Source organism: Actinomadura hibisca NBRC 15177 (assembly GCF_001552635.1).
GTDB classification, from domain to species: Bacteria; Actinomycetota; Actinomycetes; order Streptosporangiales; family Streptosporangiaceae; genus Spirillospora; species Spirillospora hibisca.
Map to the genome: position 1 here is coordinate 31670 of NZ_BCRO01000087.1, position 23607 is coordinate 55276.

The window sequence follows — 23607 nt, forward strand, 5'->3', positions numbered from 1 at the left end:
ACCTGGCCCGGCGAAGCGAAGCCGAAGGCGAGTGGAGCCGGGCCAGATCGCGAAGCGATTGGCACTCGCAGAGACCTGGTCAGGGGGCGAGCCGCTAGGCGAGCGCCCTGGGCCACGGCTCCAATTAATAAGGGTCGTAACCTGCGGCTTGGGCCGCCGGGGACTGCATCAGGTACTCCAGCGCGCGCGGTGTCGAGCACACCTGCGACGGGTGGTGCGACGGGCGCAGGTACACCGGCGCCTCGCCCAGCAGCAGCCGGAAGATGCCCGGCACGTGCCCCTTGCGCACCGAGCGCCGGTAGGAGCGGTACACCCGGGGGAGGCTGACCTTGCCCTTGATGGTCGGGTCCTGGTTGAGCAGGTACAACGAGCCGCCGATCAGCGCCCAGTACAGGAAGAACAACGACAGCACCCAGGCCAGCACGCGGGTGGGGTAGCGGCCGCCGACCGCCTTGTAGACGTCGAACACCACCGACCGGTGCTCGACCTCCTCGGCCCCGTGCCAGCGCAGCAGGTCCAGCATGGTCGGGTCCACCCCGGCCTTGTCGAGCCGGTCGTTGTCCATGATCCACTGGCCGAGCACCGCGGTGTAGTGCTCGATGGCGGCCACCGCCGCCAGCTCCAGCCGCAACCGCCGCCGCCACCTGCGCGGCGAGCGCTCCTTCAGCGCCGCCATCTGCGCGGGCCGGTCGGCGTTGCCCCGGCCCGCCGGGCCGGTGATCCGGGAGACGTCGATGCCGTTGGCCTCCAGGATCTGGTCCAGCACGCCCTGGTGCGAGCGCGCGTGCACCATCTCCTGGCCGATGAAGCCCCGGATCTCCTCCAGCAGCTTGGCGTCCTTGATGTAGGGCCGGGCGTCCTTGACGCACTGGATGAACCACTTCTCGCCCTCGGGCAGGACGATGTGGAAGGAGTTGATGATGTGCGTGGCGACGGGGTCGCCGGGCACCCAGTGCAGCGGCGTCTCCGACCAGTCGAACGAGACCCGCCGCGTCCGGATGGGAGGGTGCCGCTCGTCGATGTCGAACGTCGGGTCGTCGGGCGTCAGGGGCCTGGTCATTCCCTCTCCTTCGCTTCCGCGCGCCGCGTATCGAAGCAGGGTACAGACGTTGCTTACCGAGCAGTAGCTACCGAAGGCGACGCATGTGACACGGTTTTTGTCTTGTGTCGCAGGCCACAACGGGACCCCGGGACCTCATCACCGCGTGACAAGAAGAGATCAGATCGTGATGCGGTGCGCGCCGGTGTAGACGTTCATCGACGCGCCGCGCAGGAAGCCCACCAGCGTCATCCCGGCGTCGGCCGCCAGGTCCACCGCCAGCGACGACGGCGCCGACACCGCCGCCAGCACCGGGACGCCCGCCTGCATGGCCTTCTGGGTCAGCTCGAACGAGGCCCGCCCGCTGACCATCAGCACGTGCCCGGCCAGCGGCAGCAGCCCCTGGCGCAGCGCGTGCCCGACGACCTTGTCGACCGCGTTGTGCCGCCCGACGTCCTCGCGCAGCGCCAGCAGCTCGCCCGCGCCGTCGAACAGGCCCGCCGCGTGCAGGCCGCCGGTGCGGTCGAACACCCGCTGCGCGGCGCGCAGCCGCTCGGGCAGGCTCGCCAGCAGCTCCGGCGTCAGCTCCAGCGGGTCGGCGGCGACCTCGTAGGGACGGTCGTCGCGCAGCGCCTCGATGCTGGACTTGCCGCACACCCCACACGCGCTCGTGGTGGTGAACGCCCGCGTCAGCTCCGCGCCCGGCGGCGCGACGCCCGGGGCGAGCACCGCCTCCAGCACGTTCTGCTCGGCGGTGTCGGCGCAGTAGCGCATCGCGGCCAGGTCGCCGGGCCCGGCGATGATCCCCTCGGCGGCCAGGAACCCCGCCACCAGGTCGAAGTCGTCGCCGGGGGTGCGCATCGTGATGGTCAGCGGGCGACCGCCGACCCGGATCTCCAGCGGCTCCTCGACCGCCAGGGTGTCGGGCCGCCGGGTGCGCGCGCCCTCGGTGCTGAGCCGCAGGACGGGCCTGCGCACGGTGATCCGACCCATGCCGTGACCGTACCCCGCGAAGGGCGGACCAGTGCACGCGCCGTCCCGGCGCGCGGTCTCCCGGCGGACGGGACGGCGCACCCTGGCGGCCGGGGCGGCCCGGGACGCAACATCGGAACGTGCCGAAGACGGCGCACCAGGCGCTTCCGGGGGAAACGGAGCGCACCACATCACAGCGCACCACATCACGGGGAGCACCACTCATCATGCGCAAGCTCATCGCCCTGCCCCTCCTGGCCGCCGGCGTCGCCCTGACCGGGACGGCCTGCCAGTTCGGGCAGCAGACCGTCAAGGCCGGCGAGGTCGAGAGCCAGATCAGCCGGAAGCTCGGGGTCGCCGCGTCCTGCCCCGGCGACCTCGACAGCAAGGTCGGCGCCGTCCTGCGGTGCGACACCGTCGGCGGCGCCGAGCGGCGGACCGTCACCGTGACCGTCACCTCGGTGGAGGACGAGCAGGTCCGCTTCACCATGCGGGTGGCCTGACACGCGCCCCGTCCGGCCCGCCGGGGGCAGGTCAGTCGGGGACGCCGCGCGGTCGCGGGGTGCGCCAGCCGTAGCGCATCGCCGCGACCCGCAGCGCGAACGCCAGCACCGCCGCCCCGGCGGTGACGGTCGCGCCGTGCAGGTCCAGGCTGTGCGCGGCGGCGACCACCACCGCGCCCAGCATCGCCGGGAGCGCGTACAGCTGCCGGTCGTAGAGCACGCCGGGGATCTGCCCGCTCATCATGTCGCGCAGGATGCCGCCGCCGACGGCGGTGATCACGCCCAGCAGCACCGCGTGCAGCGGCGACAGGCCGTGCTCCAGGGCCTTGAGCGTGCCGGTCACGCAGAACAGGCCGAGCCCGGCGGCGTCGAAGAACATCACCGCGGGCAGCAGCCGGGTGACCTGCGGATGCCAGAAGAACACCAGCACGCACGCCGCCAGCGGCGTCAGCACGTAGCCCAGGCTGGTGAAGGCGGCCGGCGGGACCGCGCCGATGACCAGGTCCCGCAGGATCCCGCCGCCCAGCGCGGTGATCTCGGCCAGCACCACCACGCCGACCACGTCCAGCCGCTGGCGGACCGCGGCCAGCGCCCCCGACACCGCGAACACGAAGATGCCGGTCAGGTCGAGCAGGCCGGGGATGGTCAGGTCCCTCATGGGGACGATCTTCTCGCACCCGGCCGGGCGCCGTTCGGGCAGGTCACCGGCGGCGGTCGGCGTCCCAGTTGGCCACCACCGCCGCGAACGGCGGAATGATCATCGCCACGACCGCCATGACCATCGCGGCCGGGACCGAGAAGCGCGCCACCACCGCCCACGACAACACGAACAGCGTCAGGCAGACGCCCATCATGACGGCGTAGGCCCGCTTGCGACTCCGGATGCCTCCCCGCACCCTTCCCACGGTACGCCCCGGCCGCGCCCGGTTCGCGGGCGGCTCGGTACGGTCGGATTCCCCGGACCGGAAGGACACCGACCATGGAACTGTTCAGCTTGGCGGGCAAGAACGCGCTGGTCACCGGCGGCACGCGCGGCATCGGCCTGATGATCGCGCGCGGCCTGCTCCAGGCGGGCGCTGCGCGGGTCCACATCAGCTCGCGCAAGCCGGAGGCGTGTGAGAAGGCGGCGGCGGAGCTGGCCGAGTTCGGCGAGGTCGTGCCGATCCCCGCCGACATCAGCACCGAGGCCGAGTGCCTGCGGCTGGCCGAGGCCGTCGGCGACGGCCCGCTGCACATCCTGGTCAACAACGCGGGCGCGACCTGGGGCGCGCCGCTGGCGGAGTTCCCCGCCTCGGCCTGGGACAAGGTCGTGGACCTCAACCTCAAGGCCCCCTTCTACCTGACCCGCGCGCTGCTGCCCCGGCTGCGCGAGGCCGCCACGCCCGACGACCCGGCGCGCGTGATCAACATCGGCTCGGTGGACGGCATCATGACGCCGGGGGAGCGCTACTCCTACACCGCCAGCAAGGCCGGGATCCACCAGCTCACCCGCGTGCTGGCCAAGGAGCTGGGGCCGGAGGGCGTCACCGTCAACGCGATCGCGCCCGGCCCGTTCGAGTCCAAGATGATGGCGGCCACGCTCGACGCGTTCGGCGAGGTCATCGCGGGCACCGTGCCGTTGCGGCGCATCGGGCGGCCCGACGACATGGCGGGCACGGCCGTGTTCCTGGCCAGCCGCGCGGGCTCCTACGTCAACGGCGCGGTCATCCCGGTGGACGGGGGACTGACGACCCTGTGAACCGGGACGGCCGCGCCGTCGCGACGCCGGATGCGGCGTAGAGGTCAGGCCGAGTACAGCCCGCTGATGGCGTCGGCGTACTTGCCGTGCACCACGCGCCGCTTCAGCTTGAGCGTGGGCGTCAGCTCCTCGCTCTCGGCGGTCCACTCGGCGGGCAGCAGCCGCCACCGCTTGACCTGCTGGACGCGGGCGAGCCGCGCGTTGGCGTCGGCGACGGCCTTGCCGACCTCCTCCAGCACCAGCGGGTGTTCGGCGAGGGCGGCGAGGTCGGTGGCGTCCAGGCCGTGCGCGGCGGCCCACACCGGGGCGACCTCGCCGTCCAGGGTGATCAGCGCGACCACGTAGGGCCGCCGGTCGCCGAAGGCCAGCGCCTGGCCGATCAGCGGGTGCTCCTTGAGATGGTTCTCGATCATGGAGGGGGCGATGTTCTCGCCGCCCGCGGTGATGATGATCTCCTTCTTGCGGTCCACCACGGTCAGGAAGCCGTCGGCGTCCAGCGCGCCGATGTCGCCGGTGTGCACCCAGCCGTCCTCATCCAGCAGCTCGGCGGTGGCCTCGGGCCGGTTGAGGTAGCCGGGCGTGCAGGTCGCGCCGCGCACCAGGATCTCGCCGTCCCCGGCCAGCCGGAGTTCCACCCCGGCGAACGCGCGGCCGACGGTGCCGAGCTTGAAGGCGTCGGGCAGGTTGGCGGTGATCGCGCCGGTGGTCTCGGTCATGCCGTACGCGTCGAAGATCTTCAGGCCGAGCCCGGCGAAGAACCGCGCGACCTCCTCGGGCAGCGGCGCGGCGGCGCTGGACGCCTGGGTGACGCGGTCGAGGCCGAGCAGCGCGCGCAGCGGGCGCAGCACCGCCGCGTCCCACTGCGCGAACGCGGCGGCGACCTCCTCCGGCACGCCGGGGTTGCCGTACTCCTGGGCGGCGACGTAGGCGCGCCCGGCGTCCAGGGCCTGGGCGACGGCGGCCTTCTTCCGCTCGTCCGGCTCGCCCGCCAGCGCCGCCTGCACGCCCGCCATGATCTTCTCCCAGACGCGCGGCACGCCGAAGAACGCGTGCGGGCGCACCTCGCGCAGCGCGGTGGTGAGCTGGGCGGGGTCGGGGCAGAAGTGGATGTGGGCGGCCCGGCAGATCGGCAGGTAGTAACTGAGCACCCGGTCGGCGATGTGCGCGAACGGCAGGTAGGAGATCCCGGCGTTGTGGCCGGGCAGGTCGGAGCTGCGCTCCACCATCGTGGCCTCGTGCAGCGCCATGGCGTGGGTGATCCGCACGCCCTTGGGGTTGCCGGTGGTGCCGGAGGTGTAGAGCAGGGTGACGGTGTCGTCTGGGGTGAGCGCCCGCCAGCGCCGCTCGACCGCGCCGGGGTCGGCGGCCAGCCGCTCGCGGCCCAGCTCCAGGAACTCCGCCCAGCTCAGGAAGCGGTCCCCGGCCGGGCGGGCGGCCTCGTCCAGCACGATGACGGTGCGCAGCGCGGGCAGCCGGTCCAGCACCGGCAGCCAGCGGTCGAGCTGGTCGCGGCCGTCCAGCACCGCGACCTTGGCGGCGCAGTCGCCCGCCACGAACGCGATCTGGTCGGCGGCCAGGGTGGCGTAGACGGTGGTGGGGACGCCTCCGGCGTGCACCGCGCCGAGGTCGGCCAGCAGGTGCTCGCTGTGGTTGGGCATCATCAGCGCGACCACGTCGCCCGCCTCCAGGCCGAGCGCGGCGAACCCGGCCGCCGCCTCCAGCGCGCGGTCGCGGAACCCCTGCCAGGTGAGCGTGCGCCAGCCGTCGCCGTCCCGGTCGGAGTAGGCGGGCAGGTCGCCGTGCGCCGCCGCGGTGTCGGCCAGCCGGGTGCAGATCGTCTGCCCCGCGACGGCCCTGTCCAGCTCGGCCCGTTCCGCCGCCGGGTTCCCGCTCTCGACCATGTCGCGCCCTCCACGAATGTCAGTAAGCACTTGCTGAGTGAATCGCATCATGCGGGGCCGGGTCCGGACAAGTTTTCGATCATGAGATGCGGACGGTGGGGTACATTCCCGGCGTGATCCCCCCTCTGGCGCCGGTGCGCCTCACCCAGTACGCCCACGGCGGCGGTTGCGCCTGCAAGATCCCGCCCGACGAGCTGGAGCGCATGGTGGCCGGGCTCACCGGTTCCCTCGCCCCCGGCGGACCGCTGCTGGTGGGCGACGGGGACGGCGACGACGCGGCGGTGCTGCGGATCGACGGCGGCCGGGCGGTGGTGTCCACCGCCGACTTCTTCACCCCCGTGGTGGACGACCCCTACGACTGGGGCCGCGTCGCCGCCGCCAACGCCCTGTCGGACGTGTACGCGGTCGGCGGCGTCCCGGTGCTCGCCCTCAACCTGCTCGGCTGGCCCCGCGACGCGCTGCCCGGCGAGCTGGCCCGCGAGGTGCTGCGCGGCGGCCGCGACGTCGCCGCCCTGGCCGGGTGCCCGATCGCGGGCGGGCACAGCGTCGACGACCCCGAGCCCAAGTACGGCCTGGCGGTCACCGGCCTCGCCGACCCCGCGCGGCTGCTGCGCCTGGACGCCGGGCGGCCCGGCCTGCCGCTGTCGCTGACCAAGCCGCTGGGCGTCGGCGTGCTCAACGCCCGCCACAAGGCCACCGGCGAGGTGTTCCCCGAGGCCCTGGCCACCATGACCGCGCTGAACGCCGAGGCGTCCCGGCAGGCCCTGGAGCGCGGCGCGGCCTGCGCCACCGACGTGACCGGGTTCGGGCTGCTCGGCCACCTGTACAAGCTGGCGCGGGCCAGCGGCGTCACCGCCGTGGTGCACGCGTCGGCCGTCCCCTACCTGGCCGGGGCCCGGCAGGCGGTGCGCGACGGCTTCGTGCCGGGCGGCTCCCGCCGGAACCTGGCGTGGGTGTCCCCGCACACCGGCTTCGGCCGCCTGGCCGAGGAGGAGCGGCTGCTGCTGGCCGACGCCCAGACCTCCGGGGGCCTGCTGGTGGCGGGGGAGGTGCCCGGCGCGCCGGTGATCGGCGAGTTGGTCGCGCGGGGGCCGAACGTGCTGGAGGTGCGGCCCTGAGCCGTCCGGCGGCGTCCCGACCCGTCCTCTGAGCTGCGCGTCCGTCGCCGTGCGCAGGTCAAGGCCGGGGATAGCCTTCCCGGCCGCCCGTTCACCCGGTGATCACGCGGGGTAGGCCACCGCTGCCGGCTGCGGACGATTCGGGGGGACTGACCGCATGGCGACGTCGTCCGGTGCGCCTGCCGCGCGCACCTTCTTCGGCCATCCCTGGGGGCTGGCCACGCTGTTCTTCACCGAGATGTGGGAACGCTTCAGCTTCTACGGGCTGCGCGCGATCCTGGTGCTGTTCCTCATCGCCCCGCCCGCCGACTCCGGGCTCGGCATGGCCGAGGGCACCGCCAAGGCGCTGCTCGGCGTGTACATGGCGATGGTGTACTTCGTCGCCCTGCCCGGCGGCTGGATCGCCGACCGCGTCCTCGGGGCGCGCCGCGCGGTGCTGGCCGGCGGCGTGGTCATCATGCTGGGGCACCTGTCGATGGCGATCCCCGGCGGCGCGGGCTTCGTCTACCTGGGCCTGCTGCTGATCATCGTGGGGACCGGGCTGCTCAAGCCGAACATCTCCACGATGGTCGGCAAGCTCTACCAGGGGCAGCCGGACGCGCGCCGCGACTCGGCCTTCTCGATCTTCTACATGGGCATCAACATCGGGTCGCTGGCGCCGTTCGTGGTCGGCTACCTGGGCGAGGAGATCAACTGGCATCTGGGGTTCGGGGCCGCCGCCGTCGGCATGGCGCTCGGGCTGGTCCAGTACCTGCTGGGCGCGCGGCACCTGGCGGGCGTGGGCGACCGGCCCGGCGACCCGCTCACCCCGGCCGAGCGCGGCCGCGTGTTGCGGATCGCGGGCACGGTCGCGGCCGTGGCCGCCGCCGTGCTGCTGATCTTCGCGGCGCTGGGGCGGCTCACCGTGGACGGCGTCACGGTGGCGCTGACGGTGCTGGCGATCGTGGTCCCGGCGGCCTACTTCGCCTTCATGTTCCGCAGTCCCGAGGTGTCGGCGGAGGAGCGGGTGCGGCTGCGCGCCTACGTGTGGTTGTTCCTGGCCGCCGCGCTGTTCTGGATGATCTTCGACCAGGCGGCCGGGCCGCTCAACATCTTCGCGCAGCGCAGCGTCGACCTGAACGTGTTCGGCTGGCAGATGCCCGCGAGCTGGACGCAGAACATCAACCCCATCCTGATCATCTGCTTCGCGGCGGTGTTCGCCTGGTTGTGGGTGCGGCTCGGCGACCGGGTCTCCACCCCGCAGAAGTTCGCGTTCGCGCTGGTGATGTGCGGCCTGTCGTTCGTGGTCATGTCGGTGGCCTCCAACGCGGCGGCCGGGGGCGCGCGGGTGTCGCTGCTGTGGCTGATCGCGGTCTACCTGCTCCAGACGCTGGGCGAGCTGTCGTTGTCGCCGGTGGGCCTGTCGGTCACCACCCGGCTGGCCCCGCGCGCGTACGCGAGCCAGATGATGGGCGTGTGGTTCCTGGCCACCGCCGCCGGGGACGCGGTCGGCGGCCAGGTCGCCCGGCTCCAGGAGCCCTGGGGCGACGTGCGGTACTTCCTGCTGCTCGGGGCCTGCACGATGGCGGGCGGGGTGGTGATGTTCCTGTTCACCCGGTCGTTGCGGCGGCTGATGGGGGAGGAGCGCCGGGCCGTCCCCAGCGCGGTGTGAGCAGCATGGCGGCCGACGCTGTGAACACGTTGTCCGGGCATGTTCGCGCAGGTCGTGTCAATGATCGACACGGTGGGTATGGGAGCGGTGACGGCCTCGCGGGCACGCGGGGCCGACCGAGCGGACCGAGGGAGCGGACATGACCATCGGGGGGATCTTCACCGCCCTCATCTTCGGCGCCATCATCGGCGCCCTGGGGCGGTTGATCGTGCCGGGCAAGCAGAACATGCCGATCTGGCTGACCATCGTGGTGGGCATCGTGGCGGCCTTCATCGGCACCTGGCTGGCCAACCTGTTCGGCCTGAAGACCAGCGGGTGGAACTTCTGGGAGACGATCTTCCAGGTCGCCCTGGCGGTCATCGGCGTGTACCTGGTGACCGCCTTCTGGCCAAAGCGGACCGGCAGCCACTAGGGCCGGAGATGCACAGCCGGAAGTGCCCGGCGGACCGCGCCCGGCCGCCGTCTCCCTCGCCACGGGGGAGCGGCGGCCGGGCGTTCGCCGTCGTCCGGCCGTTCCGGCCCGGAAGGGGTCAGGCGTCGGGGGAGCGCAGCACCGGCCGCAGCTCGTCCAGCACCGCCGGGTCCTCGATGGTGGAGGGGGCCGCCACCTCGCGGCCGTCGGCGATGCCGCGCATCGCGCCGCGCAGGATCTTGCCCGAGCGCGTCTTGGGCAGCGCCCGCACCACCGTGACCTCCTTCAGCGCCGCGACCGGCCCGATCTGCCGCCGCACCATCGCCACCAGCTCGGCGCGCAGCGTCTCCGGGTCGGTGTCGGCGCCGCTCTTGAGCACCACCAGGCCGCGCGGCACCTGCCCCTTCAACGCGTCGTGCACCCCGATGACGGCGCACTCGGCGACCGCCGGGTGCGCGGCGATGACCTCCTCCATCGTGCCGGTGGACAGCCGGTGCCCGGCGACGTTGATGACGTCGTCGGTGCGGCCCATCACCCACACGTAGCCGTCCTCGTCGATCCGGCCGCCGTCGCCGGTCAGGTAGTGGCCGGGGTGCCGGGTCAGGTAGGACTCCACGAAGCGCTCGTCGTCCTGCCACAGGGTGGGCAGCGTGCCGGGCGGCAGCGGCAGCCGGATCGCGATGTCGCCGTCGGTTCCGGGGGCGGCGGGGGAGCCGTCGGGGTTCAGCACCCGCACGTCGTAACCGGGCACCGGCACCGAGGGCGAGCCGGGCTTGACCGGCAGCGGCTCCAGGCCGCGCGGGTTCGCCACGATGGGCCAGCCGGTCTCGGTCTGCCACCAGTGGTCGATGACGGGCCGGTCCAGGATGCGCGCGGCCCACGCGTAGGTGTCGGGGTCCAGGCGCTCCCCGGCCAGGAACAGGGTGTCCAGCGCCGACAGGTCGTACCGGGCGAGCAGGCGGCCGTCCGGGTCCTCCTTCTTGATGGCCCGGATCGCGGTGGGCGCGGCGAACAGCGCCTTCACCCGGTGCTGGGCGGCCACCCGCCAGAACGCGCCCGCGTCGGGGGTGCCGACGGGCTTGCCCTCGTACAGCACGGTGGTGCAGCCGGTCAGCAGCGGCGCGTACACGATGTAGGAGTGCCCGACGACCCAGCCGACGTCGGACGCCGCCCAGAACACGTCGCCGGGGCCGACGCCGTAGACGTTCTCCATCGACCAGCGCAGCGCGACCGCGTGCCCGCCGTTGTCGCGCACCACACCCTTGGGGCGGCCGGTGGTGCCGGAGGTGTAGAGGATGTACAGCGGGTCGGTGGCGGCGACCGGCACGCACTCGGCGGGCTCGGCGGCGGCGACGGCCTCGTCCCACTCCACGTCGCGCGGGCGCACGAGGTCGGCGTGCAGCTGCGGGCGCTGCCGGATCACGCACCGCTCCACCTTGTGGGCGGCCAGCTCCAGCGCCTCGTCCAGCAGCGGCTTGTAGGCGACGACGCGGCCGCCCTCGATCCCGCAGGACGCCGACACCACGGCCTTGGGACGGGCGTCGTCGATGCGGGCGGCCAGCTCCTTGGCGGCGAACCCGCCGAACACCACCGAGTGCACCGCGCCCAGCCGGGCGCAGGCCAGCATCGCCACCACCGCCTCGGGCACCATCGGCAGGTAGACGACGACGCGGTCGCCGCGGTCCACGCCGAGGTCGCGCAGCGCCCCGGCGAACCGCGCCACCAGGTCGGTCAGCTCGCGGTAGGTGTAGGTCGCGACGGTGCCGGTGACGGGGCTGTCGTAGATCAGGGCGGGCTGGTCGCCGCGCCCCTCCTCCACGTGCCGGTCCAGCGCGTTGTCGCAGGTGTTCAGCTCGCCGCCGGTGAACCAGCGGTAGAACGGCGGGGCGCCGTCGTCCAGCACCCGGTCGGGCGGCACGAGCCAGCGGATGTCGCGTGCGGCCAGCCCCCAGAACCGCGTGGGGTCGGCGATGCTGCGTTCGTACGCGGCCGCGTAGGCGCCCATGTCGTCCTCCGGGTGCAGGTCCCACCGCCCCGCCTCGGGTTAGGGGGCGCACCCCTATACGGCCTGCCGGGGGAGGGGTTCGTCAAGGCCCCGCGCCGTACTGGTGGCGCGGGACCGGCGATCGTGCGGCCCCTCCCCGCGCGCCGTCAGCGGTGCGGGTGGCGCAGGCCGTGCCCCACCGCGACCGCGGCCGCCAGCACCGCGCCGCCCGCCACGATCCAGAAGCACAGCTCGTAGGCGTGCAGCGTCGGCACGCGGGTCCCGGCGATGGTGTGCCCGGTGAGGATGGCGGCGGTGACGGCCCCGGCGATCGAGCCGCCGGTGGTGCGCACCAGCGAGTTGATGCCGCTGGCGATGCCGCTCTGGTCCATCGGCACGTGCTGGACGGCGAGGGTGCCGAGCGCGGCGTAGGCGATGCCGAAGCCGACGCCCTGGATGCCGCTGAAGATGAGCATCTCGTAGCCGTGCTCGTTGAACAGCGCCAGCCACACGTAGCTGAGCGCGGCGAACACCGACCCGGTGGCCAGCGTGAACGCCGGGCCGAGCCGCGCGGCCAGCCGCCCGGCCATCGCCGAGAAGAACAACATCGTCACGGTGCTGGGCAGCATGTACAGGCCGACGTCCAGCACCGAGCCGCTCAGCCCGTACCCGAGCTTGTCCTTGGGCGTCTGCACGAAGTTGGAGATCAGGGTGAACGCGGCGAACATCGAGAAGCCCAGCAGGATCGAGGCGAGGTTCGCCGACAACGACTGCGGCCCCACCAGCAGCCGCAGCCGCACCAGCGGCTCGCGGACCTTCGCCTCCACCAGCACCCACACCGCGCACACGGCCGCGGCGGCGGCGAACAGCCCGAGCACGCCGCCCGAGGCCCAGCCCCACCGGTTGCCCTGGCTGATGCCGAGCAGCAGGCACACCAGCCACGCCGCCAGCAGCAGCGCCCCGGCGACGTCGGGACGGCCGCCCGAGCGCGCGCCGACGTCCGGCGCGCTGAACCACACCAGCACCATCCCGGCCGCCGCGAGGCCCACGGTGATCCAGAACACCGGGTGGTGGCTGGTGGTGCGGTCGGCGATCAGGCCCGTCACCAGCATGCCGATGGTGCCGCCGACGCCCATGGTGGCGCTGACGATGCCGATGGCGGTCATGACGCGCTCGCGCGGGAAGGTGTCGCGGATCATGCCGATGGCCAGCGGGACCAGCGCGGCCGAGGTGCCCTGCAGCGCGCGCCCGGCCACCAGCACCGGCAACGAGCCCGACAGCGCGCAGATCACCGAGCCGGCCAGCAGCAGGCCCATCGCGACCAGGATCATCTTCTTCTTGCCGTACATGTCGCCGAACCGCGACAGCAGCGGGGTGGCGACCGCGCCGGCCAGCAGCGAGGCGGTGAACACCCAGGTCACCGAGGTGACCGAGACGTCGAACAGGACCATCAGCCGGGGCAGCAGCGGGATCACCAGGGTCTGCTGGACCGACACCACCATCCCGGCGGTGGCCAGGGCCAGCAGGGTGAGGCCGGGGTGCGGCGGCCGGTCGTCCCGGCCGGTCCGCGCGGGCGCCGCGGTGGCGGCTTCGGTCATGGGGGTCCTCCAGGGGGGAGCGCGCCGGGGTGCGGCGACCCGAGGAGCCTACTACTTACTTAACGAAAGTAATTTGGCTGTAAGATCGATCACATGCCAGCACCCGAGATCGACCCGGACGTCGTCGAGATCGAGCGGGCCCTCACCCGGGTCGCCCACCTGCTCACCCGTTCCAAGCGGCACGGCCGCACCGTCGCCGCCGCGGGCGTGCCGGTGGACCGCGCCGCCGTCCCGCTGCTGCGGCTGCTGGCCGAGCACGGCGGCCCGATGCGGCCGAGCGAGCTGGCCGCCCAGCTCGCCGTGGAACCCCCGCACGTCACGCGCCAGGTGCAGCGCCTGGAGCGGAGCGGCTACGTCGAGCGGGTGCCCGACCCCGACGACGGCCGCGCCCAGCGGGTGCGGCTGACCGACGCCGGGGCCGCCGCCGTCGAGTGCGTGCGCGCGGTGGGACGGCGCTGGATGACCGGCGCGCTGGCCGACTGGCCGGCCGAGGACCGGCGGCTGCTGGCCGGGCTGGTGCACCGCATGGTGGACGACTTCGCCGCCTACTCGGCCTCCGACTGCGACCACTACGGCATCGCCGGGCCGCCCGGCGGGCCCGTGGCCGACCCTGCCGCCGACCGTCCCGCGGCCGAGATCGACGATCTCACAGTGTGAACCGGTTCCGCTTTCGCGAGCGCCCCCGCCGTCCATAGGGTTGCCCGGTGGACCCCATTCGGCCCGATCCCCGGCGACTCGTCCCCCGCACCGACGCCGTGCTGGCCGACCCTCAGATCGCGGCGGCCGTCGCGCGGCTCGGCCGCCCGCTGGTCAAGGCCGCCGTCGCCGCCGCCCAGCAGCGCGCCCGCGACGGCGCGATCCCGCCCGCCGAGGTCGCCCGCGACGCCCTCGCCGCGCTGCCCGACCACGCCGCCTCGTTGCGGCCGGTCGTCAACGCCACCGGCGTCCTGCTGCACACCAACCTCGGCCGCGCGCCCCTGTCGGACGCCGCCCGCCGCGCCGTGGAAGCCGCCGCCGGATGCGCCGACGTCGAGTACGACCTGGCCACCGGGCGGCGCGGACCGCGCGGCGCGGGCGCGCTGGCCGCGCTGCTGGCGGCGTGCCCGGCCGCCGAGGACGCCCAGGCCGTCAACAACAACGCCGCCGCGCTGGTGCTGGCCGCCACCGCCCTGGCCGCCGGGCGCGAGATCGTCGTGGGGCGCGGCGAGCTGGTGGAGATCGGCGACGGGTTCCGGCTGCCGGACCTGCTGGCCGCCACCGGCGCGCGGCTGCGCGAGGTCGGCACCACCAACCGCACCACCGCCGCCGACTACGCCGCCGCCCTCGGCCCCGCCACCGGCTTCGTGCTGAAGGTCCACCCCTCCAACTTCCGGATCGAGGGCTTCACCGCCGAGGCCACCGTCGCCGAACTGGCCGCGCTCGGCGCGCCCGTCGTCGTGGACATCGGCTCGGGCCTGCTGCGCCCCGACCCCCTGCTGCCCGGCGAGCCCGACGTGGCCACGGCGCTGGCCGACGGCGCGTCCCTGGTCACCGCGAGCGGCGACAAGCTCCTGGGCGGCCCCCAGGCCGGGCTGCTGCTCGGCGACCGCGCCCTGCTCGGCACGCTGCGCCGCCACCCCCTCTACCGGGCGCTGCGCCTGGACAAGATGGCCCTGGCCGCGCTGGAGGCGACGCTGCGCGGCCCGCTGCCGCCGGTCACCCGGATGTTGCACGCCGACGTCCAGGACCTGCGCGACCGTGCCGCCGCCCTCGCCACCGGCCTCACCGGCCACGGCGTGGACGCCCGTCCGGTGGACTGCGCGGCGACCGTCGGCGGAGGCGGCGCGCCCGGCGTCGAACTGCCCAGCGCCGCCGTCGCGCTGCCCGCCGACCTCGCCGCCCCGCTGCGCGCCCGCCGCGTCGTCGGCCGCGTCGAGAACGGCCGCCTGCTGCTGGACCTGCGCTCGGTGGACCCCGCCGATGACACCGCCCTCCGCACCGCCGTGCTCGCCGCCCTGGAAGGGAACTGATGCAGGTCGTCGCCACCGCGGGCCACGTCGACCACGGCAAGTCCACGCTCGTGCGCGCCCTCACCGGCATGGAACCCGACCGGCTGGCCGAGGAGCGCCGCCGGGGCCGGACCCTGGACCTGGGCTTCGCCTGGACCGACCTGCCCTCCGGCGAGCGCCTGGCGTTCGTGGACGTCCCCGGGCACGAACGCTTCGTCACCACGATGCTCGCCGGGGTGGGCCCGGTGCCCGCGGTGCTGCTGGCCGTCGCCGCCGACGAGGGCTGGATGCCGCAGACCGAGGAGCACCTGGCCGCCCTGGACGCGCTCGGCGTCCGGCACGGCGTGCTGGTCGTCACCCGCGCCGACGTCGCCGACCCGCGCCTGGCGGTGCGGCAGGCCCGCGAACGCCTCGCCACCACCGCGCTGCGCAACGCCGAGACCGTCACCGTCAGCGCCCTGACCGGCGCGGGGATGGACGAGCTGACCGCCGCCCTGGACCGGCTGGCGGCCCGCCTGCCCGTCCCCGACCCGGCCGCGCCGGTGCGGCTGTGGATCGACCGCGCCTTCACCGTCCCGGGCAGCGGCACCGTCGTCACGGGCACCCTCGCGGCGGGCAGTATCGCCGTGGACGACGAACTGGTGCTGACACCGTCCGGAGCACGCGTCCGCATCCGCGCCATCGAGTCCACCAAACGGCCCCGCGACGCGGTGAGCGGCATCGCCCGCGTCGCCCTGAACCTGCGCGGCGTGGACCGCGACGCCGTGGCGCGCGGCATGGCGCTCGTCACCCCCAACGCATGGTCCCCCACGACCTGCGTGGACGTGCGCACCCGCTTCGGCGAGGCGTCCGGCCGCCTGTCCCGCCAGATGATCCTGCACCTGGGCTCGGCCGCCGTCCCGGTCCGCCTGCGCCCCCTCGGCCCCGACACCGCGCGCCTCACCCTCAACACCCGGCTGCCGCTGCACGTGGGCGACAACGCCCTGCTGCGCGATCCGGGCCGCCGCGCCGTGGCCGGGATCAACGTGCTGGACGTGCGCCCGCCGACCCTGGTGCGACGCGGCGCGGGAGCCGCCCGCGCCCGCGAACTGGCGACCTGGCCCGACCGCCCCGACGGCGCGGTACTGCTGCGCCGCCACGGCGTACTGCGCCGCGACGACCTGAAGGTGATGGGCTGCGCGGTACCGCCCACGGCCATCGACCTGGGCGAATGGGCGGCCGACCCGGACCACTGGGCCATCCTGCACACCCGCCTGCGCCAAGAAGTAACCCAGAACGCCACGGACCGCCCCCTGGCCCCCGGCCTGCCCCTGGAAACCGCCCGCCTGAAGCTGGCCCTCCCCGCCCGCCACCTGGTGACGGCCCTGGTGCGCCCCCCACTGCGCGTGGAAGGCGGCCGCGTCCACGGCCCCGACACAGGCCCACCCCCGCAGGTACGCGAGGCGGTAGCGCGCCTACGAGCCGAACTGGACCCGTCCCCCTTCCAGGCCCCCACAACAGAACGCCTGACCGCCCTGGGCCTGACGGGCCCCGTCCTGGCCGCCGCCGCAAAAGCGGGCGCAGTCCTGCACCTCCCCGACAACGTGGTGCTACTGCCAGGCGCAGACAAGGAAGCCCTGCGCATCCTGGACAAACTGCCGCACCCGTTCACGGCAAGCCAGGCACGCCAGGCCCTGAACACAACGCGCCGCGTGACGATAGCCCTGCTGGAACACCTGGACGCCCAGGGCCTGACCCAAAGAGTCCCCGACGGCCGCCACACCCCAACCCCCGACGACGGCGACGCGCCTAACTGAGCGGTGTGCGGCCTCCCCTGCCCTCTTGGGCTTGGCGCAGGCGCCAACGACGAAGCTGCACGCTTTGCTCGGTACGCCCGAGGAGACGGGCCCCCTCCTTGATCGTCGAGTTCAGGGCCACGGCGTCCTCTTCCGGCGTCCAGCGTTTCCTCGTCGTCCGGCGGCGCATCCCTTCCGGCCGGGTCCACTGCGCCACCTCCCGTGCCCGTGCCCGCTTTCGCTCAAGCGCGAGGCAGCCTTCGTAATAGAGCCAGCGCGTGAACTCGACCGCTGGCTCCGAAGTCAGAAGCGGGTTGTAGATCCCATCCCGCTTGTTCGGGTTGACGGTCCGCTGTACGCCCGTGACTTCGTGGACCTTGTCGCAGAAGTATGCGTTCAGGGCGGGGCTCAAGGTGGTGAAGCTGATGAAGGGATACCCCCGCGCGGTGAAGCCGACGGAGCCGTCCGCATCAACCAGCCCCCGCACATAGTCCGGCTCGCTGACGGGAATGTCAGGAGGGCGGACGGTGGCGGCCTTTCTCCCGCTCGGCAAGCCCAACGCCTCAAGTGCGTGACGCGCAGCACCAGTGTGCAGGGACCAGATAGCCGTAGCGTGCTCCTCGGCGAAGTTGGTCCGTCTGGAACGGAACCTGATGGAGCTCTTGTACGGCACGATTCTTTGGAACTGCTGGAGGATGTCCAGATCTACGGCGGACAGCTCTACAGTGATTCTTCCCTTGTTCTTACCTCCTTTCCAGTAGGAGCCATCCGTCTGAAGGAAGGCGAAGAGATAGGCCATCTCAGGGCGTTCGAGATCGAACGTCTGAGCCGCCTCCAGTAGTTCTTTCGTACTAGGAAGGCGTTGATCCGGGGGCGGCCTCTGATCCTTTGGGGTGACTCTGAGCCACTTCGTGTAGTGCGCGGAACAGAGTCCGCGCCTCCTTGCGGGCTGCATGCAGTGGTGGGTGAAGCATTCGTTCACAGTCAATCCCCTCCGTCCGGATGACGAACACGTGACGCGCCTCAATCGAACTGAGAGAAGTGTGACCCATCAAGCTGATCGAAATCTCGGCAATGGCGAATGTCGAGGCGGCGGACGAGGACTCGAAGAAGTGGGGCCGGAGCCGTCCGGTCCGCCGGAGGCCGGGTCTGCGCAGGTGGGCGGGGTAGGAAAACAAGTTGAGGCGGAGTGGCCCGGTCTGGCTACATGGAACGCGGTTCGGATCACTGTCGAGTTTCGGAGAGGAGCAGATGATGCCGTACCAGACGCTCAAGGGCGGTCGCGTTCCGATCCGGATGTGGACCGACCCGAGCACCGTCGAGGACGTCGCGCTGGAGCAGTTGCAGAATGTGTCCCGCCTACCGTGGGTGGAGGGCCTGGCGGTCATGCCGGACGTGCACTACGGCAAGGGCGCGACCGTGGGCTCGGTCATCGCGATGCGCGACGCCGTCTCCCCGGCCGCCGTCGGCGTGGACATTGGCTGCGGGATGACCGCCGTCAAGTCCACCCTCACCCTTGAGGACATGCCCGACGACCTCGGCCTGCTGCGGTCACGGCTGGAGCGGGCGATTCCGGTCGGCCGCCACTCCCACAAGGAGCCGGTGGACCCGTCGGCGCTGCCCGGCCTGAAGGAACGCGGCTGGTACGACTTCTGGAAGCGGTTCGAGGAGCTGCATCCCGCCGTGCGCGGCAGGCTCGGCAGGGCCCGCGCGCAGCTCGGCTCCCTGGGATCCGGCAACCACTTTTGCGAACTTTGTGTAGATGAGTCCGGTTCGGTGTGGCTTGTACTGCACTCCGGGTCGCGGAACATCGGCAAGGAGCTCGCCGAGCACCACGTCGAAGCCGCGCGGAAGTTGCCGCACAACCAGGACCTGCCGGACCCCGACCTCGCGGTGTTCCTGGCCGGGACCGTCAAGATGGACGAGTACCGGCACGACCTGTTCTGGGCGCAGGAGTACGCGCGCCGGAACCGGGCCGTGATGATCGCGCTCGCGCAGCAGGTGGTCACGAAGTACTTCGGCGCGAAGCGTTGCAAGTGGGGCGAGACCATCTCCTGCCACCACAACTACGTGGCGGAGGAGACCTACGACGGTGTGGAGCTGCTGGTCACCCGCAAGGGCGCGATCCGCGCCGGGGCGGGCGATCTCGGGATCATCCCCGGGTCGATGGCCACCGGCACCTACATCGTGCGCGGGCTCGGCAACAAGGCGGCCTACGACTCGGCCTCGCACGGCGCGGGGCGGAAGATGAGCCGTAACCAGGCGCGCAAGGTGTTCACGGTGGACGACCTGATCGAGCAGACCAAGGGCGTCGAGTGCCGTAAGGACGGGGGCGTCCTCGATGAGATCCCCGGGGCTTACAAGGACCTGGAGTCGGTGATGGCGGCGCAGTCGGACCTGGTGGAGGTCGTGGCGCACCTGCGGCAGTTGATCTGCGTGAAGGGCTGAGGTCGTCGTGCGTCGGCAGCGTCCCTCGGTGGCCCGGTCGGCGGGCGACGGCATGAAGCTGCACCGGCGGGTGTTGCGGCTCGACGGGCGGGACCACACCGTCATCGGGTTGCGGCCCGGCACCCGCGTGCGGTTCAGCACCAACCGGTTCCACGACACCTGGCACGTGTTGTCGGACGGGCACGGCGCGCGGGTGCTGGCGCGCCTGCTGTGGGGGCTGTCCTACCAGGCGCGGCCCGGCACGCTGTTGGTCATCGACCGGGAGTTCGTCGGGCCGACGCCGTTCGACGCGGACCCCGGTGATCCGATCGTGCTGGTGCCGGCGTGGTGCACGCCGTTCACCGGCCGGGTCGCCGGGGCGTTGAAGGCCCGGCTGCCGTTGCGGAGTGCGCCGGACGGCACGGTCCGCTGGCGCACGCACGGGTTGGAAGCCGCCATGGCGACTTCCAGGGAGGATTGGTGGCGGCCCGAGCGGGGTGTCGTGGAGCGGTCGCACGGCCTGATCGTGCTGCGTCCGCACAGTGCGGCCGACATGCGTGACTGGGCCGTCCAGGCGGCCCGGTTGAACGCCAACAACCGGTACGGCACGGACCACGAGTACCTGGGGCCCGGCTCGTGTTGGGCCGATGGCGAGATCCAGATCTTCCGCGACTTCCACCGGGACGTGTCGGTGGCCCGTCGCGCGCGGGCCGACGTGCTGGCCCGGCCCGGCGTCCCGGACGACGAGTTGCTCCCGCTGATCTGGGCGCAGCACAGTGCGATCGGCCGGGGCCGGTCCAGGAGGGTCGGCAACTGCCGTGGCATCGGCCCCCGCGAAGCCGACCTGCTCGCGTCCGTGGGCGTGCACACCCTGGATGATCTGGCCAAGGCCGGACCCGTCGCCGTCTACCGGTGGCTGGGCGGCCCGAGGCAGACTGGACCCGAACTCCTGTGGGCGCTGGAGAAGGCCCTCACCGGCCGCGACGTCCCTGACTCCCGCAAAGCCGAACTCCTCACCGAAGCAGGTCGTTGAACCCCCTTCGTACTGTCTTTCACTGCGTCCCCTGCGGCATTGTCCTCAGCAATCCGGTCCGCCGCGTCCGGCTGCCCGAGCCGGGCACCACGCCTGGCCACTGGAACGATCTGGAACCCACCAGCCCGGCCCTGATGGAACCCGGCGAATACGCCGAGCGGCACGGCTGGCGTGAGGTGTACGTGATGTCGCCCGGCGACGTCTACAACACGCGGTTCCTCCTGGTGCAGACCGACTACGGCTGCCTCGGTGCCGCGCCCGGCGAGCCGAACATGGCCTGCGCGTCCTGTGGCTTGGAACTGGGGTTCCGCACCCAGGACTGCAATTGCTGGTCGACGACCGAGTTGCTGATGGAGGCGGTCCGGGCCGAGGAGTCGCCCGCCGCCGAGGAGTGGCCGGACGACGAGCCGGACCTGCGAGGTGCGACGCCCATCGACAGCCGCGGCGACCTCGATTGGCTCTGGTACGGGCGGCTCGCCGTCGCCTGCGCCGCCGTGCTGGTCCGCTGCGACGCCGAGCCGATCTACTTCGGTACGGCCGCCGAGCCCCTGCTTGATCTGCTCGACGGCGCGTTGAGCCGTACCGCGTTCGCCTCGCTCGCCCATCCGGCGCGGGACCTTGAGCACCACGACGGTCCGGCCCTGGCATGCGCTCCGGTCGGCCGCCCGCTCGACCGCTGGATCACCGCGCACCCGGCGCCCATCCGCCTGCTGGGCCTGGTCCCGCAGGACCGCTCCTGGCAGGCCCCCGCCGCGTCGTCGCACGTACGGTTCGAGCCGGTGCCGGTCGAGCACCACGTCTGGGACCACCTGGTCGACCGGCCCCGGTCGCTGGCGGCCACCCGCTGGGGCAAGCGAGGTCTGGCCGAGCAGATGCACCGGGAAGAGCCCGAGCACCGGCCCTCGCGCGCCGACACCCTCGGCCATGGCGTCTGGCACGGCCGCTACGACCTGTGGCGTTGGCTGGACGGCCTCGCCCCGGCGGAGGGGTCGTGGCTGCGGGAGTTGTCGGTCGCGCTGTTGCCCTGGGGCGCTAGGGCAGCACCCGGTCGATGAAGGCCGTCACGTCCGCCAGCACCTCGTCCCGGTTGATCTCGTTGAAGATCTCGTGGCGCGCCTCGGGGTAGACCTTCTCGGTCAGGTCCGCGCCCCGGATCGCCTCGATCCCGGCGCGCGTCCCCTCCAGCGGCACCAGCCGGTCGTCGGCCCCGTGCGCCCAGAACGTCGGCAGGTCGCCCAGCGGTCCGTGCTCGGCGATCCGCCGCATCGCGGTGTCCAGGGCCTCCAGCGTGGGGCGCTTGAACGGGCCGTGCCAGATCAGCGGGTCCTCGGCGTACGCCTTGCCCACGCCCGGGTCCCGCGACAACGTCTCGGTGTCGATGGGGATGTCGGGGATCTCGTCCATGCCCAGCAGCACCGACAGCGCGTCCCAGCGTCCCAGCACCGGCCCCGACAGCACCAGCGCCGCCAACACGCCCGGGTACAGCTGCGCGTACCGGGCCGCGATCAGGCCGCCCATCGAGTGGCCGACCAGCACCACCGGCAGGTCCGGCAGGTCGGTCACCGCCGACTCCACCACCGTGTGCAGGTCGGCGACCACCTCGTCCACGTCCTCGATCAGGACCCGTTCCCCGGCCGAGCGGCCGTGCCCCATGTGGTCGGGGCCGCACACCGTCGCGCCGTGCCGCACCAGCGTCTCGGCGACGTGCTGGTAGCGGCCCAGGTGCTCGCCGTAGCCGTGCGACAACACCGCCACGTACCGGGGCCGCCCGGCGGCCCAGACCCGCGCGGTGACCGCCCCTCGCACGCCCGCGAACTCCCACTCCCGCGCCGTCGTCATGCCCGTCCTCCGCTCGCTTTTGGACGATCCGCCAGAAATCCGGCCGATGATCGCGCGGATACCGTCTCCCGCGATGGCGCGGATCGTCAACCGCCGCAATAGGCTGGAACGACCGATGGCGGCGATCGAGCCGAAAAGACCAAGGTGACAGGAAGGACGCCCGTGCTGCTGGACACCTTCGGCCGCGTCGCGACGGACCTGCGGGTCTCCCTGACCGACCGCTGCAACCTCCGCTGCTCCTACTGCATGCCGCCCGAGGGGCTGGAGTGGCTGCCCAAGCCCGAGCTGCTCACCGACGAGGAGGTGGCGCGGCTGGTGCGGATCGGCGTCACCCAGCTCGGGATCACCGAGGTCCGCTACACCGGCGGCGAGCCGCTGCTGCGCCGCGGCATCGCCGGGATCGTCGCGGCCACCACCGCGCTGGAGCCGCGCCCGCAGGTGTCGCTGACCACCAACGGCATCGGCCTGGAGCGGCTCGCCGGGCCGCTGGCCGAGGCGGGCCTCGACCGCGTCAACGTCTCGCTGGACACCCTGGACCGTGCCACCTTCAAGCGGCTGGCGCACCGCGACCGGCTGGACGACGTGCTGAAGGGCATGGCCGCCGCGCAGGCCGCCGGGCTCACCCCGGTCAAGGTCAACGCGGTGCTGATGCGCGGGATCAACGACCACGAGGCCGCGCCGCTGCTGCGCTTCTGCCTGGAGCGCGGCTACCTGCTGCGCTTCATCGAGCAGATGCCGCTGGACGCCCAGCACGGCTGGACCCGCGAGAACATGATCACCGCCGACGAGATCCTCGACCTGCTGGGCGCGGAGTTCGCGCTGGCCCCCGACGAGCTGGCGGACCGCGGCAGCGCCCCGGCCGAGAGCTTCGCCGTCGCCGGGCACGAGCGCGACGGCCGCCCCGCGACCGTCGGCGTGATCGGCTCGGTGACCCGCCCGTTCTGCGGGGCCTGCGACCGGGTGCGCCTGACCGCCGACGGCCAGATCCGCAACTGCCTGTTCGCCACCGACGAGTCCAACCTGCGCGACGCCATGCGCGCCGGGGCCTCCGACGCCGAGCTGGCCGAGCGGTGGCGCGCGGCGGTGCGCGGCAAGCGCGCCGGGCACGGCATCGACGACCCGTCCTTCCTCCAGCCGGCCCGCCCCATGTCGGCGATCGGCGGCTGAGCCGGGCGCGGCGCGTGCGACGATGGCCGGGTGACGGACCAGCCGCTGGAGCACCGCGTCGAGATCGCCGTACCGCCCGAGCAGGAGGAGGGCACCTTCGCCGCGCTCGCCTCGGTGTGGCGGACGCAGGACGGCTTCGTGATCGACTTCGCCACCGAGGTGCGGCCGCCGGAGCTGTCGGAGGACCCCGACACGGGCGAGCGGTACGTGCACGTCCCCGCCAAGGTCGTCGCGCGGGTGCGCATCCCGCCCGGCCAGGTGTGGGAGCTGATGAAGTCGCTGGAGCACAACCTCAGCGCCTACGAGCGCGACCGCGCCGCCCGGGACCGCGATGTCTCCTGACTTCGACGCCGTCGTGCTCGCGGGCGGCCGGGCCCGCAGGCTCGGCGGCGCCGACAAGCCCGCCGCGCTGGTCGGCGGCCGCCCGCTGATCGCCTGGGCGGCCGACGCGGCGGCGGGCGC

Annotated in this window: 23 protein-coding genes; 14 read left to right on the plus strand and 9 right to left on the minus strand. The window is 73.0% G+C overall.

Features of this window, described 5'->3' with window-relative positions; translation table 11 throughout:
• Positions 1 to 124: 124 nt before the first annotated feature.
• Positions 125 to 1060 carry a metal-dependent hydrolase gene (locus tag AH6_RS33495; RefSeq protein WP_083983740.1) on the minus strand — a complete coding sequence of 312 codons (936 nt, stop codon included), beginning with the start codon at positions 1058 to 1060 and terminating at the stop codon, positions 125 to 127.
• 159 nt (positions 1061 to 1219) lie between these two features.
• Positions 1220 to 2032 (minus strand): formate dehydrogenase accessory sulfurtransferase FdhD, encoded by an 813-nt coding sequence (gene fdhD / locus AH6_RS33500; protein WP_067488236.1) that lies wholly within the window; start codon positions 2030 to 2032, stop codon positions 1220 to 1222.
• 206 nt (positions 2033 to 2238) lie between these two features.
• Here fdhD and AH6_RS33505 point away from each other — a divergent pair, with 206 nt between their 5' ends.
• Complete coding sequence (locus AH6_RS33505) at positions 2239 to 2514, plus strand: DUF4333 domain-containing protein (protein ID WP_067488238.1); 276 nt, start codon at positions 2239 to 2241, stop codon at positions 2512 to 2514.
• Between the two features lie 31 nt (positions 2515 to 2545).
• Here AH6_RS33505 and AH6_RS33510 read toward each other — a convergent pair whose 3' ends face one another.
• Both AH6_RS33510 and AH6_RS33515 read right to left on the minus strand, forming a co-directional pair.
• A complete protein-coding gene (locus AH6_RS33510; protein ID WP_067488240.1) occupies positions 2546 to 3172 on the minus strand; it encodes a trimeric intracellular cation channel family protein in 627 nt (208 codons plus the stop codon).
• A 43-nt stretch (positions 3173 to 3215) separates the two neighbouring features.
• Entirely contained in the window at positions 3216 to 3410 is a 195-nt protein-coding gene (locus AH6_RS33515; protein WP_245679577.1) for a DUF3099 domain-containing protein, read from the minus strand.
• A gap of 83 nt (positions 3411 to 3493) precedes the next feature.
• Between AH6_RS33515 and AH6_RS33520 the strand changes: the two genes are divergently transcribed.
• Positions 3494 to 4252: an SDR family oxidoreductase gene (locus tag AH6_RS33520; protein ID WP_067488242.1), complete on the plus strand. Its 759-nt coding sequence runs from the start codon at positions 3494 to 3496 to the stop codon at positions 4250 to 4252.
• A 44-nt stretch (positions 4253 to 4296) separates the two neighbouring features.
• Here AH6_RS33520 and AH6_RS33525 read toward each other — a convergent pair whose 3' ends face one another.
• Positions 4297 to 6153: an AMP-dependent synthetase/ligase gene (locus AH6_RS33525; RefSeq protein WP_067488244.1), complete on the minus strand. Its 1857-nt coding sequence runs from the start codon at positions 6151 to 6153 to the stop codon at positions 4297 to 4299.
• Between the two features lie 113 nt (positions 6154 to 6266).
• Here AH6_RS33525 and selD point away from each other — a divergent pair, with 113 nt between their 5' ends.
• The 3 genes from selD (at position 6267) to AH6_RS33540 (ending at position 9334) form a co-directional block, all read left to right on the plus strand.
• Positions 6267 to 7271: a selenide, water dikinase SelD gene (gene selD / locus AH6_RS33530; protein ID WP_218005995.1), complete on the plus strand. Its 1005-nt coding sequence runs from the start codon at positions 6267 to 6269 to the stop codon at positions 7269 to 7271.
• 157 nt (positions 7272 to 7428) lie between these two features.
• Positions 7429 to 8922, plus strand: coding sequence for a peptide MFS transporter (locus tag AH6_RS33535; protein ID WP_067488249.1), 1494 nt, complete (start codon positions 7429 to 7431; stop codon positions 8920 to 8922).
• A gap of 139 nt (positions 8923 to 9061) precedes the next feature.
• On the plus strand, positions 9062 to 9334 hold the full coding sequence (locus tag AH6_RS33540) for a GlsB/YeaQ/YmgE family stress response membrane protein (protein ID WP_067488251.1): 273 nt from the start codon (positions 9062 to 9064) through the stop codon (positions 9332 to 9334).
• 118 nt (positions 9335 to 9452) lie between these two features.
• Here AH6_RS33540 and AH6_RS33545 read toward each other — a convergent pair whose 3' ends face one another.
• Together AH6_RS33545 and AH6_RS33550 are read right to left on the minus strand one after the other, a co-directional pair.
• Positions 9453 to 11339, minus strand: coding sequence for a propionyl-CoA synthetase (locus tag AH6_RS33545; protein WP_067488253.1), 1887 nt, complete (start codon positions 11337 to 11339; stop codon positions 9453 to 9455).
• Between the two features lie 146 nt (positions 11340 to 11485).
• Positions 11486 to 12916 carry an MFS transporter gene (locus tag AH6_RS33550; RefSeq protein ID WP_067488255.1) on the minus strand — a complete coding sequence of 477 codons (1431 nt, stop codon included), beginning with the start codon at positions 12914 to 12916 and terminating at the stop codon, positions 11486 to 11488.
• Positions 12917 to 13009: 93 nt separating this feature from the next.
• Here AH6_RS33550 and AH6_RS33555 point away from each other — a divergent pair, with 93 nt between their 5' ends.
• Genes AH6_RS33555 through selB form a run of 3 tightly spaced genes read left to right on the plus strand, consistent with a single transcriptional unit; the run spans position 13010 to position 16700 of the window.
• Positions 13010 to 13573, plus strand: a complete 564-nt coding sequence (locus AH6_RS33555; protein ID WP_067488257.1) for a MarR family winged helix-turn-helix transcriptional regulator — start codon at positions 13010 to 13012, stop codon at positions 13571 to 13573.
• Between the two features lie 47 nt (positions 13574 to 13620).
• Positions 13621 to 14925 carry an L-seryl-tRNA(Sec) selenium transferase gene (selA, locus tag AH6_RS33560; protein WP_245679578.1) on the plus strand — a complete coding sequence of 435 codons (1305 nt, stop codon included), beginning with the start codon at positions 13621 to 13623 and terminating at the stop codon, positions 14923 to 14925.
• Positions 14925 to 16700 (plus strand): selenocysteine-specific translation elongation factor, encoded by a 1776-nt coding sequence (selB, locus tag AH6_RS33565; protein WP_067488259.1) that lies wholly within the window; start codon positions 14925 to 14927, stop codon positions 16698 to 16700. The genes selA and selB overlap by 1 nt, the downstream gene beginning before the upstream one ends.
• On the opposite strand, the gene AH6_RS33570 is transcribed toward selB, so the two are convergent.
• Positions 16693 to 17478 carry a hypothetical protein gene (locus tag AH6_RS33570; RefSeq protein ID WP_067488261.1) on the minus strand — a complete coding sequence of 262 codons (786 nt, stop codon included), beginning with the start codon at positions 17476 to 17478 and terminating at the stop codon, positions 16693 to 16695. The genes selB and AH6_RS33570 overlap by 8 nt on opposite strands.
• Positions 17479 to 17933: 455 nt before the next feature.
• Here AH6_RS33570 and AH6_RS33575 point away from each other — a divergent pair, with 455 nt between their 5' ends.
• From AH6_RS33575 to AH6_RS33585, 3 genes are all read left to right on the plus strand, one after another.
• On the plus strand, positions 17934 to 19127 hold the full coding sequence (locus tag AH6_RS33575; protein ID WP_067488287.1) for an RtcB family protein: 1194 nt from the start codon (positions 17934 to 17936) through the stop codon (positions 19125 to 19127).
• 7 nt (positions 19128 to 19134) lie between these two features.
• Positions 19135 to 20139 (plus strand): TfoX/Sxy family DNA transformation protein, encoded by a 1005-nt coding sequence (locus AH6_RS33580; RefSeq protein ID WP_157431887.1) that lies wholly within the window; start codon positions 19135 to 19137, stop codon positions 20137 to 20139.
• Positions 20140 to 20273: 134 nt separating this feature from the next.
• On the plus strand, positions 20274 to 21194 hold the full coding sequence (locus AH6_RS33585; RefSeq protein ID WP_067488265.1) for a hypothetical protein: 921 nt from the start codon (positions 20274 to 20276) through the stop codon (positions 21192 to 21194).
• Here AH6_RS33585 and AH6_RS33590 read toward each other — a convergent pair.
• Complete coding sequence (locus AH6_RS33590) at positions 21172 to 21978, minus strand: alpha/beta hydrolase (RefSeq protein WP_067488267.1); 807 nt, start codon at positions 21976 to 21978, stop codon at positions 21172 to 21174. The two genes, AH6_RS33585 and AH6_RS33590, sit on opposite strands and share 23 nt — an antisense overlap.
• A gap of 162 nt (positions 21979 to 22140) precedes the next feature.
• On the opposite strand from AH6_RS33590, the gene moaA reads away from it, so the two are divergent.
• From moaA to AH6_RS43040, 3 genes are all read left to right on the plus strand, one after another.
• A complete protein-coding gene (moaA, locus tag AH6_RS33595; protein ID WP_067488269.1) occupies positions 22141 to 23145 on the plus strand; it encodes a GTP 3',8-cyclase MoaA in 1005 nt (334 codons plus the stop codon).
• Between the two features lie 30 nt (positions 23146 to 23175).
• Positions 23176 to 23487, plus strand: a complete 312-nt coding sequence (locus tag AH6_RS33600) for a DUF3467 domain-containing protein (protein WP_067488271.1) — start codon at positions 23176 to 23178, stop codon at positions 23485 to 23487.
• Positions 23477 to 23607 (plus strand): NTP transferase domain-containing protein (locus AH6_RS43040; protein ID WP_157431888.1); only part of this gene is annotated, 131 nt, incomplete at its 3' end. The genes AH6_RS33600 and AH6_RS43040, both read left to right, overlap by 11 nt.